Here is a 13,580-nt window from a genome sequence, read left to right as displayed (position 1 = left end):
AACTATGCACCACTCTCGATACCGTCTTCTCGGGCAAGTAGGTCAAGGTCAATTCGGACGGGTATTCTGCGGGATCGATCGATCGAGGGGCATTCTAGTAGCGCTCAAAGATCTCGAACTCTCGCGTTACCCGACGAACAAATTCTTGCGCGAGATCACCTATCTCGTCACTTTACAGCACCCGAATATCGTCTCTTTTCAAGGGTTTGAACACCATAAATCGAGCCGTTATCTCGTTCTCGACTACTGTAACGGGGGAACCTTGCGGGATCTCCTGGAATCGGGAGGGATCGCCGATCTACGGCAGGGACTCCAGTTTATCGTCGAGACCCTAGACGCGCTCGCTCACGCGCACGATCGGGGGATCGTCCATTGTGATATTAAACCGGAAAATATTCTCCTGAACTTCTCCGCGAAGGGCTGTAGCGCGAAAGTTTCCGATTTCGGGATCTCCCGCTTGATGTCGGAAGCGGAAAACCGACGGCAGAGCGGTGGCTATACCGGATCGCCCGCGTATATGGCCCCGGAGCGATTTTACGGCAGATACTCGCCCGCTTCGGATATTTACGCCGTGGGAATTATTCTTTTCGAGTTGATCACCGGAAAGCGTCCGTTTTCGGGTTTACCCGGTGAGTTGATGAGCGCGCATTTAAGTAAAGCGGTGACGATCCCCGACACCATTCCCGAATCCCTGCGATCGATCGTCGAGATCTCCCTTCGGAAACTGCCCCAGCGGCGTTTCGAGACCGCGGGGGAAATGCGGCAAGCTTTACTGGAAGCGATGGCGGATTTACCCGAAAAATCCCGTTTTTCTAACCACCCTCACGTTATCTGTACCGGGAAAATCGAGCGGGAACAATCGATCGATACCCACGAGGATGAAAGATGGCGGAAAGTCGCGGAAAAATTCGCCCCTAACGAGATTTTCCCGCTCGATCGACGCTACGGCATAGCCGTTTTCCGATCGAATCGTTTCACCCGTCTAGCGATCGTCAACCGTCGGGGACATCTCTATCGCGGGGTAACGTTCCCCTTCATCCTACACAACCTAACCCTCCATCCCGACCTTCCCGATCGACTCTTCGGCATCCAGCGCGAACCCGATCGCCACGCCGTACTCATCGCTATAAAACCCTTCCGAGTCACCCGATTGCCCCTCGATCTCGTCCCCGATTCCGTTGCCTGTCTCGATCGGGGCTACCGGTTAGCCAACGCGGAAACCAGTGTCGAGATCGGGATCGCTAGTGAATGCTCCCTGTTTCGATCGGGTTCCGATAGCGTCACCCCGCTTTCCACGAGTTCCCGCCTCCTGTAAAACGAGAGATATCGCGGCTCTAGAAGCTGGAACGAACTATAAAGCGTAAATTATCTAAATTCCCCATAAAAAAGCTATTTATATTCTGAAAAGCCTGACGTTCGAGCCTCGCGATCGCCGAAAATGAATTCGGACAGAGGTCGATTCCGCTCGATCGATCTACAACTCAAGTCCATATATCATATTTTTGGCAATATATAAATATATTTTTATATTAATTTTTATAAACAAATACCTGAGCGATCGCTAAATCAATCTCTTAACATTTGTTACAAGAGATTGCAAGATATTTATCGAATTGTGTCAGATCGACGAGCGAACGCTCATTCGGGTAACGTTTTCTGATACAAAACAAAAGGGATATTCATACCGGCCTTGACTCGTTCAACGTCGAGATCGGGACTTAAAAACCGATAACAGACCCAGCAATTTTAAGGAGAAACGCAATATATGTTCACTCACGTCAAGTCCACCATCCGCCATATAGTTCCGGACTCGGTGAATGGGCGATCGCTCGTGAAGGTGGTCTATGTCGTGCTAGAACCCCAGTACCAGAGCGCGCTGAGTACCGCCGTAAAAGCGATCAACGCCAACAATCCGAAACTGGCGATCGAGATCAGCGGCTATCTCATCGAGGAACTCCGCGATCCCGAAAACTACCGCAATTTTCAGGAAGACGTGGCGGAGGCCAATATTTTCATCGCCTCGCTCATTTTTATCGAAGATCTCGCCGATAAAGTCGTCGCCGCGGTGCAACCCCATCGGGATCGACTGGACGCGGCGATCGTCTTCCCCTCGATGCCGCAGGTGATGCGCCTTAACAAACTGGGCAGTTTCTCGATGGCGCAATTGGGACAATCGAAGAGCGCGATCGCCCAGTTCATGAAAAAGCGCAAGGAAAATTCCGGCGCGGGATTCCAGGACGCGATGCTCAAACTCCTGCGAACCCTGCCCCAGGTGCTGAAGTTCCTGCCGATCGAAAAAGCCCAGGACGCGCGGAACTTCATGCTCAGTTTTCAATACTGGCTCGGCGGTTCCTCGGAGAATCTAGAGAACTTCCTGCTGATGCTCTCCGATAAATACGTCTTCGGCGACAAAAACGACAGCGTGGTGTACAAAGAACCCGTCGTTTATCCCGATATGGGCATCTGGCATCCGTTATCGATGAAAATGTTCGAGGATACCAAAGAATACTTCGCGTGGTACAACAGCCGCGCCGATATCCCCGAAGACATCAAAGATCCCCTCGCGCCCTGCGTGGGTTTGATTTTACAGAGAACCCACCTCGTTACCGGCGATGACGCGCACTATGTCGCTCTCGTGCAGGAATTCGAGGCGATGGGCGCTCGGGTGATTCCCGTGTTCGCCGGCGGATTGGATTTCTCCAAACCGGTGGACGCGTATTTCCAGGATAAAAGTATTAAAGGCGTGGAAGCCGTCCCGATCGTCGATACCGTGGTATCTCTAACCGGATTCGCCCTCGTCGGCGGCCCCGCGCGGCAGGATCACCCGAAAGCGATCGAAGCCCTCAAACGCCTCAACCGTCCCTATATGTGCGCGCTTCCCCTCGTTTTCCAAACCACCAAGGAATGGGAGGAAAGCGATCTCGGCCTGCACCCGATCCAGGTCGCGCTACAGATCGCTATTCCCGAACTCGACGGGGCGATCGAACCGATTATCCTCTCCGGACGGGACGGCGCGACCGGGAAAGCGATCGCCCTCCAGGATCGCGTGGAAGCGATCGCCCAACGCGCCTTAAAATGGGCGAATTTAAGAAAAAAACCGAAATTAAATAAAAAAGTCGCCATCACCGTTTTCAGTTTCCCCCCCGACAAGGGCAACGTGGGAACCGCCGCCTATCTCGACGTGTTCGGCTCGATCCACGAGGTCATGAAAGCCTTACAGGGCAACGGCTACGAGGTGGAAGACCTCCCCGAAACCCCGAAAGAACTCATGGAAGCCGTCATCCACGACGCGCAGGCCCAGTATCACAGCCCCGAGTTAAATATCGCCTATCGGATGTCGGTGGAAGAATACGAGCGTTTAACGCCCTATTCCACCCGTTTAGAGGAAAACTGGGGGCCGCCGCCGGGACATTTAAACAGCGACGGACAGAACCTTTTAATCTACGGGAAATCCTTCGGAAACGTCTTCATCGGGATACAACCCACCTTCGGGTACGAGGGCGACCCCATGCGCTTGCTCTTCTCCCGATCGGCCAGTCCCCACCACGGTTTCGCCGCGTACTACACCTATTTAAACCAGGTGTGGAAAGCCGATGCCGTCCTCCACTTCGGAACCCACGGATCGCTAGAATTCATGCCGGGTAAACAGATGGGAATGTCCGGGGAATGCTATCCCGACAACCTGATCGGCATGATCCCGAACCTGTACTACTACGCCGCCAATAACCCCAGCGAGGCGACGATCGCCAAACGCCGCAGTTACGCGGAAACGATCTCCTACCTCACCCCCCCGGCGGAAAACGCGGGGCTATATAAAGGGTTAAAGGAACTGAGCGAGTTGATCGGTTCCTACCAAACCCTGAAAGATAGCGGCCGCGGCGTACAGATCGTCAACACGATCGTCGATAAATGCCGTCTGGTTAACCTGGACAAAGATATCGCGCTTCCCGATGGCGATACCTCCGGTTTAAGCCAGGATGAACGCGATAAAATCGTCGGTTCCGTTTACCGGAAACTGATGGAGATCGAATCGCGCCTGCTTCCCTGCGGCTTACACGTTATCGGCAAACCCCCGTCGGCGGAAGAAGCGATCGCCACCCTCGTCAATATTGCCAGTCTCGACCGCGAGGAAGACGATTTACTCTCTCTCCCCCGAATTATCGCCAACAGCGTCGGCCGGGATATCGAGGAAGTGTACCGGAATAGCGATCGGGGCGTGTTAGAAGATGTGGAGTTACTCCAAAACATCACCCTCGCCACCCGCGAAGCCGTCGGCGCGTTAGTCCGGGCGCAGATCGACGCGGAAGGACGGGTTTCGATGATTTCCAAACTCAACTTCTTCAATATCGGCAAAAAAGCCCCCTGGATCGATTCCCTGCATCAATCCGGCTATACCAAAGTCGATCAGGACGCGTTGAAACCCCTTTTCGAGTACCTAGAATTCTGTCTCGAACAGGTTTGCGCGGATAACGAACTGGGCGCGTTACTGAAAGCCCTCGAAGGCGAGTACGTCCTGCCCGGCCCTGGTGGCGACCCGATCCGTAACCCCGGCGTACTCCCCACCGGTAAAAACATCCACGCCCTCGATCCCCAGTCGATCCCGACCCTCGCGGCGGTAAAATCGGCCAAAATCGTGGTCGATCGACTGATCGAGCGTCAAAAACTCGATAATGGCGGAAATTACCCCGAGACGATCGCCTGCGTCCTCTGGGGAACCGACAACATCAAAACCTACGGCGAATCCCTCGCGCAGATCATGTGGATGGTGGGAGTCAAACCCGTACCCGACGCGCTAGGACGGGTGAATAAACTGGAAATGATCCCCCTCGAAGAATTGGGACGACCCCGCATCGACGTGGTGGTAAACTGTTCCGGCGTATTCCGCGACCTCTTCATAAACCAGATGAACCTGCTGGATCAAGCGGTGAAAATGGCCGCCGAGGCCGATGAACCCGTAGAGATGAACTTCGTCCGCAAACACGCCATCGAACAGGCGCGAGAAATGGGCTTAACCGTCCGTCAGGCCGCCACCCGCGTCTTCTCCAACGCCAGCGGTTCCTACTCCTCGAATATCAACCTCGCCGTCGAGAACAGCAGTTGGGAAGAGGAAAAAGAGTTACAGGATATGTACCTCAACCGGAAAGGGTTCGCGTTCGACTCCGATAACCCCGGCATGATGGCTGAGAATCGCCAGTTATTTGAAGCGTCCCTGAAAACCGCCGAGGCTACTTTCCAGAACCTCGATTCTTCGGAAATCAGCCTCACCGACGTTTCCCACTACTTCGACTCCGACCCGACGAAAGTAGTAGCGAGTTTACGGACGGACGGCAAGAAACCCGCGGCCTACATCGCCGACACCACGACCGCTAACGCCCAAGTCCGGACGCTATCGGAAACGGTTCGCCTCGATGCCCGTACCAAATTACTCAACCCGAAATGGTACGAGGGAATGTTAAGCCACGGCTACGAGGGAGTACGGGAGTTATCGAAGCGTCTGGTGAATACGATGGGTTGGTCGGCCACGGCCGACGCGGTGGATAACTGGGTGTACGAGGACGTGAACACGACCTTCATTCAAGACGAGGAAATGTGTAAACGTCTGATGAACCTCAATCCCAACTCGTTCCGCAAGATGGTGGGAACGCTTCTCGAAGTCAACGGACGCGGCTACTGGGAGACGAGTCAAGAGAACTTAGACCGTCTACAGGAGTTGTACCAGGAAGTGGAAGACCGCATCGAAGGGATCGAGTAGAATAGGAACAGAAAACTTGAGAGACTGGCTAATCACCGGTCTCTTGAGTTTTTAAAAAAGATGAAAAATAATTTCTGGGGGTTAATCTGGTCTAGTTTTTCGGTAATTCAAACATTATGGCTTGGATTACTGGGTTTTGTCGCTAGTATTCTCGCGTGGGCTTACGCTGGACAAACGCCGATTCCTCTCGTTGTGGTGTTTGTTATAATCACGGTAGCCGTGTTAGCGATCGCCACCTTAATTAGAGCGTTACGAACGGCATTTGAAGAATATCAAAAAGTTAAACAAAGCGTAATTCCTAACATTCTACGCGTTCAAAAGGATGGCAATAACAATATTGTATGTCTTCTTGAGTCATCTAATTCATTTTCTATCGAACTACTGATTTCTTTTTACTATACCGACGAGGATGGATTTGAAAGATTAATAGGAGAAGGTTTTGTTGAATATATTAATCCGAATGACGGTAGGATACAAGCGGTTATCGACAAACCTCAGATAACCTATCAAGCAATTCTCGATCGATTGGCGAGTAATGATGTAAAGGTTATTCAAGAAACCAGAGTTAGACCGGGCGTTCTTAGAAAACATAGTCCACCTTAGAGGAAAATATGGAAAATGTAACAGAGAAACCTCTTTTATCTCCTAAAGGCACCTTTCCCGCCCAGGTTGTCAAGGTGATCGATGATTATCGCTTAGTGATCAATAGAGGCGAGAGCAATGGGATCGCGGAAGGGCAAAGAATGTTAGTTTACAATACGAGCGAAGAGGAAATTACAGACCCTCAGACCGGTGAATCTTTAGGCTATCTCGAATTGGTTAGAGGAACGGGAACCATTACTTTTGTTCAAGAAAAGATATCGATTTTACAATCAGATAAAACCAATAATAGAAAATCTAGATTGTTGGAGTTATTGATTGATGAACAATCGACCCCTACTGCGCCCCCCTTGGCAAAATATATGCAAAAAATTGTTCTAGGCTCGAATCGCGAGGAAGATAAAAAGCCGATCGCTGAATTAATCGATCGTGAATTGTTAAATAAATTACTTCTACGGGAATTATCCGAAACGTTACCTTTTGAAAATCCTCAAATTGGCGACTCGGTTAGACCTATTTAGACTTAGGAACGAAACAATGAGGATGAAGATCGATGGAACGACCCCCATTAGAATACTTTTTATCCCTAAAGTATTCGATCGAGATTCATCCCGAACAAGAGGGAGGATACACGGCGTTAATTCCAGATTTACTGGGCTGTATTAGTCAGGGTGAAACTTTAGAAGAGGTGATCGCGAATATTGAAGAGGCTAGAGAATTATGGATAGAGACGGTTTATCATAGCGGAAAGAAGGATATTCCATTACCTTCAAAAAGATAATCAAACAAGATGATTGAAATTTTATTCGCTGATAAAGCGTTCATTATTGTAGCGATATGTATCGCAGAAAGTTTTCGTAGGCTCGATTAATTTTTTGCATGATTATAATCGCTTTTTTCGAGGGGTTTACATCGGGGTGATATTGACGGGCTAGGGTTCGATAGATGCGCTTTACCTCCGGCGGTGTGGCATTTTTAGAAACTCCTAAAATATCCCACCAATCCTCGGAATCTAGGAAGGAATCTAGGAAAATTTCTTCCGAAGTATCGACCATTTCACACCAGATTTTTACCGTGTTCCCGTAACTACCAGAGACTAAAAATCGACCATCCCGACTAAAGACTATTGGAGCGGTTCCTAAGAGCGTTTTGATCGATTCTCCCGATCGCAAATTCCAGAGTTTAATCTCTCGATCGCACGCGCTGGCGAGCAGATCTTTTGCGGGGTGAATCGCTAAACCCAAAATCCCCCGATCGTGTCCGATCCAACTTTTAATACACTCTCTCGTGTTACTATCGCGGATATGAATCGATCGATCCCGATCTGCGCTGATAAGATATTTCCCGTCCCTCGTAAAAACTACTGCGGTAACTCCCGCGAGATGCCCCTCGAAAACCCGATGGCGATAACTATTATCGAATGTCCATAATCGAATCGTTTTATCCTCGCTACCACTGGCAATAATCTGACTATCGGGACTAATCGCCACGGTATTTATCGAGTCGAGATGTCCGTTGAGAATTCGTTTTAACTCTCCCGTGTACTTTCCCCACACCCGTAGGGTTTTATCCGCGCTCGCGCTGACGATAAATCTCCCGTCGGGACTAAACGCGAAAGCCGAAATCACACTATCGTGACTATGGGGAGAACTCGATCGAGCGAAAAAAACGCTCGTGTATTTCTTACTTTCTAAACTCCAATAACTAATCCTTCGATCGAACCCGCCGGCGACGATACTTTTCCCGTCGGAACTAATCGCGATCGCCCGAATTTCTTCAGAAATCCCAGCGAAACTATACACGCGTTTCCCCGTTCTCACATTCCAGAGTTTAATCGATCGATCGTCCCCCGTGGTCGCGATCGTCTCCCCGTCCGGATCGATCGCCACGGCATTCACCGACGCGTTATGTCCTTTGAGAAAATTCCAACATTGCCAGGATAATTTATTTGTCATCGCGATCTCTGTAGAATCTTCGCGATTTTCCGCCGCCGTCGCGATTTCCTCCTGTAAAGTGGCGAACTCCTCTTCGATACTCCTTTCTTCCCCAGCTAACTCCCGCCAGAATAATTCCTCCTGGTACTCTCGGGTAATTCGATCGAAAAACTCCAGATTTTCATAGAGTCGGTTTTCGGGAGAGGAACGCGCGAGTATTTTATAAAAACCGTAAGCGCCCAAACCCGCGATCCCGCCGGCGATCGCCATCGAACCCGCGCCGAAACCGAGGGCGATTCCCTTCACTCCCACGCCGATCCCCCCCAAATTCGCCCAAATTCCGATTCCTCCCAGTCCACCCGTCCCGCAAGCCAACCAAACCGCGGGATCGTCCTCCTGTAATCCTTTCAGCGCACCGTAAACCGCCGATCCCGTGACGATCCCGATGCCCGTAAGTCCGACAATCCCCACACTCGCGCCCCCGAAAGCGCCCACCAATCCGATACCGCCCAGATTCGCGGAAATTCCCGCCCCCGTCATCCCGCCAACGACGGGAAATACAACGCCAGAATCGTTAGACATGGTTTTTGAAACTCGATCGACTTCCCGAGGATTAGATTAAAAATCTTAAAAAGTTTTATCTTACACGATTTTACGCGATCTCGCTCATTTTATACGAAAGATGATATACTGAAATTAATTATATAGATTTCTAGAACAAATTTTGAAATAAACATCTCAATTATTGGATATTGGAGCGATGCTTACAAATCCTGAAAACCCAGAACTTAACCATGAGTCACGGGAAGATATACCCGAGCGGAGAGAGCTTCCCATTCAACCAGATCCGACTTCCCCGGATATTCCCTCCGAGAAAACCATCGCGGATAAAAAAGACAACACTCGCCCACCAATAGCTACCTCTTTAATTAGACTTTTGTGGACGACTCTAATCGCTAGTTTTAGCGCGATCGCTGTTCTTACCGTGTCGAGTTTCATTCTGGATATTATCGATCGGGAAAAAGCGGAGCAATTTGAAAAAACTATCTCTTTAGTCAAAGACTTGATCGCGTTGATTTGGACCGCGCAAACCGGTTTGATCGGTACAGCCATCGGCTTTTACTTCGGTTCTAAAAGCGGGAATTCCGATTAGTTCGTCCGAGGGCGATCGCCCTACCGTCAGAGGAGGCAGGAGGCAGGAGGCGGGTTTTGTCCGGGATCTTGGACTCCAATACTTCTCGGTTAGCGAAAAGATCCCCCCAACCCCCCTTTTTAAGGGGGGCTTTCGCTCCGGTTCCCCCCTTAAAAAGGGGGGCTAGGGGGGATCGAACCTAGGGGTTGCGGGGGGGAGGGTAAACGACGCTTATCCGAGAAGTATTGTCTTGGACTCCCTCTAAAAACTTTTCCCCGCCAATCGGGAGACTTTTACCCGATGTCTTCGGTAAATCTTCCGAGATTGGAAAAATCCGATCGAATTCCCCATTTCTAGCGAGTAGAAGTCAATTGACCGGATTCCACCAGAAAACGCGAGGATTTCAGGCTAACCGGAACCAACGTCACCGCGCAGGCTTTTAACTCCGGTTCCAGGGAGATCGGACACGCGGCGGAATGGGTGAGATTGTTGGCCTCCGCGTTGTCCTCCCACAGCGCGCCCCAGTGCATCGGCACGAAGACACAACCGGGGGCGATCGCCATCGTCACCCGCGCGGGAAAATAAGCGAAACCCCGACGGGAACTAACTTCCACCGTTTGCCCGTCCTCGATACCGAATTTCGCCGCGTCCCGCGGGTGGATCTCGATAAACGGTTTCGGGTGCATCTTGACAATTTTCTCGATATGTGCTGTCCTGGTTCGCGTGTGCCAGTGACCGTACAAGCGCCCGATCGTCAGTACCAGGGGATAATCCCCGTCGGGCGGTTCCGCTAATCCCCGCGAGTGATAGGCGGCGAATACGGCTTTCCCGTCGGGCGTATAAAATTTTTTATCGGTATACAGGCGTTTATCGGTGGATTTATCCTCGTTACCCTCCGGATAGGGCCATTGTAAAGGTTCTTTCGCGAGGCGATCGTGACCCATCCCCGACATATCGCAGGGACGGCCGCGGGTGAGGCCGACAAATTCCCGATGTACCGCCGCGGGATCGGCGAAATCGAACATTTCCGGGAATCCCAGACGGCGGCCGACCTCGGCGAAAATTTCCCAATCCGCGCGCGCCTGACCCACCGGCGGACGGAAAGCGGTGGTTAACGTCACCATCCGCTCGGAATTGGTCATCGTTCCCGTTTTCTCGCCCCACTGCGCGGCGGGAAGGAGTAAATGGGCGTAGGCGCTGGTTTCCGTGGGATAGTACGCGTCCTGGTAAACGGTGAAGGGAGATTTCCGGAGGGCGGCCTTGGTACGTTCGAGATCCGGCATACTGACCGCGGGATTCGTCGCCGCAATCCAGAGAAATTTTACCTCGCCCGTTTCCAACCCAGTGATCATACTCCACGCGTCGCGACCGGGGACGGGGGAAATTCTTCCGGGAGGTAAACCCCACGCGGCCTCGACCTCGGCGCGATGATCGGGATTTTTCACGGAACGATAGCCGGGTAACAGGTGGCAGAGTCCGCCAGCTTCCCGGCCGCCCATCGCGTTCGGTTGTCCGGTGAGGGAGAAGGGGCCGGCCCCCGGTTTGCCGATATTGCCGGTCATTAGGTGTAGGTTAATGATGGTGCGGGCTTTGGCGGTTCCCTCGCTGGATTGATTGATGCCCATCGACCACAGGGATAGAACCCGGTTCGATTCGGCCCAGTAGCGCGCGGCTTTTTCGAGATCTTCGCTATTGATCCCGCATTTTCGGGTGACGACTTCGGGGGGGTAATGCCGGATAACTTCCTCGTAGCGGGAGAAATCGCGGGTATGGTTGTCGATAAAATCCCTGTCTAATTTCCCCCAAAGTTGCAATAAATAAGCGATGCCATTGAGGAGATCGATATCGGTTCCGGGGTGGATGGCGAGGTGAAGATCGGCGGCTTCGGCGGTTTTGGTAGCGCGGGGATCGACAACGATAAGTTTAGCGTTCGGGGTACGTTTGAGGTATTTATGGAGACGGTTGAAGATAATCGGGTGACATTCGGCGGTATTCGTCCCGATTAGAAAGGCGAGGTCGGTGAGTTCGAGATCTTCGTAACAGCAGGGCGGGCCGTCGGAACCGAAACTCTGTAGGTACGCGGCGACCGCGGTGGACATACAGAGACGGGAGTTCGCGTCGAAGTTGTTGGTTCCCAGACAGCCTTTGATGAGTTTTTGGGCGATGTAGTAATCTTCGGTCTGGAATTGCCCGGAACCGTAGAGACAGATGCTATCGGTTTCGTTTTTCTCGATCAGGGTACGGATTTCTTGGACGATCCGATCGAACGCTTCCTCCCAGCTACAGGGACGGAAATTCCCGTCGAGGGATTCGCGGATCATCGGCGTTTTTAATCGATTGGTGTCGATCGATTCGGCGACGGTCGCCCCCTTGACGCAGATCATACCCTGACTGGAGGGATGGGATCGATCGCCGGTGACTTTCGGCGCGGGGTTTCCGAGTCGGTTCGGACTCGCGGTAACGGTTAACCCACAACCCACACCACAATAGGGACACTGCGTTCTCACGGGGTCTGTCATAGATCGGGTCTCTCGCGGAATAGAAAATTTCTCGTGTAGGTCAGGAGTCAGGAGTCAGGAGGCAGGAGGCAGGAGGCAGGAGGCAGGAGAGAAGAAAGAAAAATCGCCTCTTTCTCGAATAATTAAAGGAATGATTTTATCGATCGGGATAAAGTCGGGATTTTGAACGGTTTTGTTGACATCGAATTATTTTTGTTGGGAGTTCGATCGTTTTTTTGTCGGTCTTATGTAGATGGTCGGGAGATTTTCGGGTTTATAATGTAGCGATTGATACGATTTATTTCGGGTGTTGCTGTTTCGGCAACTTTTCCTGCGAAAATTGCATGGATTGTCGCTTTCCCATCCTCCGGGGAATTTTCCGAAAAGAGGGATGACGGGAGTATGGCAAAATGATCTATGCCCCGCTATACGAGAACGAGATTAGACCTCTTGCACAATTCGTTTTTGAGGGACTAAAAACTTCAAAAGCTGGAATTATACAAGATAAATAGGTATTTTTTGAAATTTTTAGCTATAGTATTCTTTATTCTTCCTCCTGACTCCTGACTCCTGACTCCCTAACCACACGACAATTTTTGAATTTCCCAAGAGATCTATATTTATGGCGCGTTCGGACGGAAACCCGATCGGCGATCGACTCGCCCCCTCGCTTCGGAAAGACAAGATTTAAGTAAAACTCTATGAAAATCGCGATATTGTCTCAAGACGCTTCTATTTTCTCGACGAAGCGACTACAGGAGGCGGGAGAACGGCGGGGACACGAGATCCGGGTGATCAATTACCTGCGCTGTTACCTGAATATCGCCTCGCGGGAAGCCACCATTCTCTACAACGGGAAAAATCTAGAGAGTTTCGACGCGGTGATCCCCCGGATCGCCCCGTCGAGGACGTTGTACGGGACGGCGGTAGTGCGACAGTTCGAGATGATGGGGGTGTTTACCGCGAACGACTCCCGATCGATCTCCCGCTCGCGCGATAAATTATGCTGTCTCCAGATCCTCGCGCGCGAGGGGATCGGTTTACCGGTGACGGGATTCGCCCACGCGATCGAGGATAGCGACGGATTGATCGAGACGGTGGGCGGCGCGCCCCTGGTGATTAAATTTTTAGAGGGATCGCGGGGGATCGGCGTGGTGTTGGCGGAAACCCATCCCGCGGCCCGATCGGCGATCGAGGCTTTCCGGCTGTTAGACGCGAATATTCTGGTACAGGAGTTTATCGAGGAGGCGGCGGGGGAGGATCTCCGCTGTTTGGTCGTCGATGGGAAGGTGGTGGCGGCGATGAAACGGCGGGGGGTGGACGGGGATTTCCGATCGAACCTGCATCGCGGCGGCAGGGCGGAGAAAGTGACCTTATCCCCGGAAGAAGGCGATATCGCGGTTCGGGCGGCGAACGCGATGGGTTTACGGGTGGCGGGCGTGGATTTACTGCGATCGAAGCGCGGGCCGGTGGCGATCGAGGTCAATTCCTCCCCCGGATTGGAAGGCATCGAGGCGACCACCGGGGTCGATGTGGCGGGAAACATTATCGATTTCGTGGCCGGAAATGCCGGTTCCGGCGCTCCGGGCGATCGATCGTGGGATTAAGATTTAGGAAGGGAATTGCCCGTTTTTCGGGCCCTACGGCATCGCGAATCGGGAGAA

Annotated in this window: 10 protein-coding genes; 7 read left to right on the top strand and 3 right to left on the bottom strand. The window is 51.9% G+C overall.

What is annotated here, in order from left to right; genetic code table 11:
- Nucleotides 1–4: 4 nt before the first annotated feature.
- The 5 genes from V0288_RS03590 to V0288_RS03570 all read left to right on the top strand — a co-directional run bounded on the left by V0288_RS03590 (nucleotide 5) and on the right by V0288_RS03570 (nucleotide 7,133).
- On the top strand, nucleotides 5–1,315 hold the full coding sequence (locus V0288_RS03590) for a serine/threonine-protein kinase (RefSeq protein WP_332863654.1): 1,311 nt from the start codon (nucleotides 5–7) through the stop codon (nucleotides 1,313–1,315).
- A gap of 450 nt (nucleotides 1,316–1,765) precedes the next feature.
- On the top strand, nucleotides 1,766–5,752 hold the full coding sequence (locus V0288_RS03585) for a magnesium chelatase subunit H (protein WP_332863653.1): 3,987 nt from the start codon (nucleotides 1,766–1,768) through the stop codon (nucleotides 5,750–5,752).
- Between the two features lie 60 nt (nucleotides 5,753–5,812).
- Nucleotides 5,813–6,355, top strand: coding sequence for a hypothetical protein (locus tag V0288_RS03580; RefSeq protein WP_332863652.1), 543 nt, complete (start codon nucleotides 5,813–5,815; stop codon nucleotides 6,353–6,355).
- Between the two features lie 8 nt (nucleotides 6,356–6,363).
- A complete protein-coding gene (locus tag V0288_RS03575; protein WP_332863651.1) occupies nucleotides 6,364–6,873 on the top strand; it encodes a hypothetical protein in 510 nt (169 codons plus the stop codon).
- 32 nt (nucleotides 6,874–6,905) lie between these two features.
- On the top strand, nucleotides 6,906–7,133 hold the full coding sequence (locus V0288_RS03570; protein WP_332863650.1) for a type II toxin-antitoxin system HicB family antitoxin: 228 nt from the start codon (nucleotides 6,906–6,908) through the stop codon (nucleotides 7,131–7,133).
- 43 nt (nucleotides 7,134–7,176) lie between these two features.
- On the opposite strand, the gene V0288_RS03565 is transcribed toward V0288_RS03570, so the two are convergent.
- Nucleotides 7,177–8,868: a DnaJ domain-containing protein gene (locus V0288_RS03565; protein WP_332863649.1), complete on the bottom strand. Its 1,692-nt coding sequence runs from the start codon at nucleotides 8,866–8,868 to the stop codon at nucleotides 7,177–7,179.
- 163 nt (nucleotides 8,869–9,031) lie between these two features.
- On the opposite strand from V0288_RS03565, the gene V0288_RS03560 reads away from it, so the two are divergent.
- Complete coding sequence (locus tag V0288_RS03560) at nucleotides 9,032–9,439, top strand: hypothetical protein (RefSeq protein ID WP_332863648.1); 408 nt, start codon at nucleotides 9,032–9,034, stop codon at nucleotides 9,437–9,439.
- A gap of 332 nt (nucleotides 9,440–9,771) precedes the next feature.
- Here the strand turns inward: V0288_RS03560 and V0288_RS03555 are convergent, their stop codons facing one another.
- Together V0288_RS03555 and V0288_RS03550 are read right to left on the bottom strand one after the other, a co-directional pair.
- Nucleotides 9,772–11,937, bottom strand: a complete 2,166-nt coding sequence (locus tag V0288_RS03555; protein ID WP_332863647.1) for a molybdopterin oxidoreductase family protein — start codon at nucleotides 11,935–11,937, stop codon at nucleotides 9,772–9,774.
- Nucleotides 11,938–12,444: 507 nt separating this feature from the next.
- Nucleotides 12,445–12,600 carry a hypothetical protein gene (locus tag V0288_RS03550; protein WP_332863646.1) on the bottom strand — a complete coding sequence of 52 codons (156 nt, stop codon included), beginning with the start codon at nucleotides 12,598–12,600 and terminating at the stop codon, nucleotides 12,445–12,447.
- Nucleotides 12,601–12,617: 17 nt separating this feature from the next.
- Here V0288_RS03550 and rimK point away from each other — a divergent pair, with 17 nt between their 5' ends.
- The gene (gene rimK, locus V0288_RS03545) at nucleotides 12,618–13,523 is read left to right on the top strand and encodes a 30S ribosomal protein S6--L-glutamate ligase (RefSeq protein WP_332863645.1); all 906 of its coding nucleotides are present in this window, start codon (nucleotides 12,618–12,620) and stop codon (nucleotides 13,521–13,523) included.
- Nucleotides 13,524–13,580 lie beyond the last annotated feature (57 nt).

Source organism: Pannus brasiliensis CCIBt3594 (genome assembly GCF_036688125.1).
In the GTDB taxonomy this organism is placed as follows: Bacteria; Cyanobacteriota; Cyanobacteriia; order Cyanobacteriales; family Microcystaceae; genus Pannus; species Pannus brasiliensis.
This window is presented reverse-complemented; position numbering and strand designations above follow the sequence as displayed.

What these genes read in the sequence shown, in the direction of transcription:
- V0288_RS03590 (WP_332863654.1), top strand. Translation starts at nt 5, where the DNA reads ATGCACCACTCTCGATACCGTCTTCTCGGGCAAGTAGGTCAAGGTCAA.
- V0288_RS03585 (WP_332863653.1), top strand. Translation starts at nt 1,766, where the DNA reads ATGTTCACTCACGTCAAGTCCACCATCCGCCATATAGTTCCGGACTCG.
- V0288_RS03580 (WP_332863652.1), top strand. Translation starts at nt 5,813, where the DNA reads ATGAAAAATAATTTCTGGGGGTTAATCTGGTCTAGTTTTTCGGTAATT.
- V0288_RS03575 (WP_332863651.1), top strand. Translation starts at nt 6,364, where the DNA reads ATGGAAAATGTAACAGAGAAACCTCTTTTATCTCCTAAAGGCACCTTT.
- V0288_RS03570 (WP_332863650.1), top strand. Translation starts at nt 6,906, where the DNA reads ATGGAACGACCCCCATTAGAATACTTTTTATCCCTAAAGTATTCGATC.
- V0288_RS03565 (WP_332863649.1), bottom strand. Translation starts at nt 8,868, where the DNA reads ATGTCTAACGATTCTGGCGTTGTATTTCCCGTCGTTGGCGGGATGACG.
- V0288_RS03555 (WP_332863647.1), bottom strand. Translation starts at nt 11,937, where the DNA reads ATGACAGACCCCGTGAGAACGCAGTGTCCCTATTGTGGTGTGGGTTGT.
- rimK (WP_332863645.1), top strand. Translation starts at nt 12,618, where the DNA reads ATGAAAATCGCGATATTGTCTCAAGACGCTTCTATTTTCTCGACGAAG.